Source organism: Streptomyces prasinopilosus (assembly GCF_001419695.1).
Taxonomy (GTDB): domain Bacteria; phylum Actinomycetota; class Actinomycetes; order Streptomycetales; family Streptomycetaceae; genus Streptomyces; species Streptomyces prasinopilosus.
Genome location: NZ_LIRG01000950.1, coordinates 1 through 1,146, shown reverse-complemented (window position 1 = coordinate 1,146; position 1,146 = coordinate 1). Strand labels below are relative to the sequence as shown.

Genomic DNA, 1,146 nt, shown 5'->3' with positions numbered 1-1,146 from the left:
TCGGGGCGCCCCCTGGCGTCCGCCCCCCACGACGCCCTCGGCTACGGCGGACGCCAGGGGGCGCCCCGAACTGCGCGCCGCCCTCGCCGAGTACCTGGCGCGGGTGCGGGGCGTGCGCGCCGACCCCGAACACGTCGTCGTCTGCTCCGGGTTCGCCCACGGCCTCCGCCTGCTGTGCGACGTCCTGCGCACCGCCCGCGGCGCCCGCACGCTCGCCGTGGAGCCCTACGGCCTCCCCGAACACCGGAACCTGATCGAACGCACCGGACTGCGCACCACCCCGGTCCCCTCCGACGACGCCGACCCCGGCGACGCCGCCGCGGTGCTCCTCAACCCCGCCCACCAGTTCCCCCTGGGCGGTGTGCTGCGCCCCGAACGCCGGGCGGCCGTCGTCGACTGGGCCCGCCGCACCGGCGGCCTGGTCCTGGAGGACGACTACGACGGCGAGTTCCGGTACGACCGCCAGCCCGTCGGGGCGCTCCAGGACCTGGACCCCGACCACGTGGTCCACCTCGGCACGGTCAGCAAGTCCCTCGCCCCCGGCCTCCGTCTGGGCTGGATGGTGCTCCCCCCGTCCCTCCTGCCGGCGGTCGTCGAGCACGGCGCCGCCCGGACCGTCAGCGTCCTGGAACAGCTCACCTTCGCCGAGTTCCTCACCTCCGGCGCCCACGACCGGCACGTGCGTGCCGCCCGGCTGCGCTACCGGCGCCGTCGCGACGCCCTGGTCGGGGCCCTCGCCGCACGGGCCCCCGACGTACGGGTCACGGGCATCGCGGCCGGGCTGCACGCCGTGCTCCGCCTGCCCCCGGGCACCGAGCGGTCGGTCGTCCGGGCGGCCGCCTGGCAGGGTCTCTCGGTCCTGGGCCTGGCGCACTTCCGGCACCCCGCCGCCGGGGCCCCGCCCCCGGACGCCCTGGTCGTCGGCTACGGCACCCCGCCGGACCACGCCTGGGCGGCCGCCCTGGACGCCCTGTGCCGGGCGCTTCCCTGAGGAACGTCCCGCGTCCCCGCCCGGCAGCCGCCGCGCCAAACGGGCGCACCGCCCCAAAAACCCCACGGCCACGGCCGGGTGAGGTCGCGTTCGAGGGCCCCCCGCCGCCCTCCCGCCGGCCGGCGCCTAGGCTGTCCGCCGCGAGCCGGGGAGCA

At 78.4% G+C, this 1,146-nt stretch carries 1 pseudogene; it reads left to right on the top strand.

The annotated features are described in order from the left end of the window. Positions 1 to 991 (top strand): annotated as a pseudogene (locus AOK18_RS28915) (aminotransferase-like domain-containing protein); the annotation flags it as partial. Positions 992 to 1,146 lie beyond the last annotated feature (155 nt).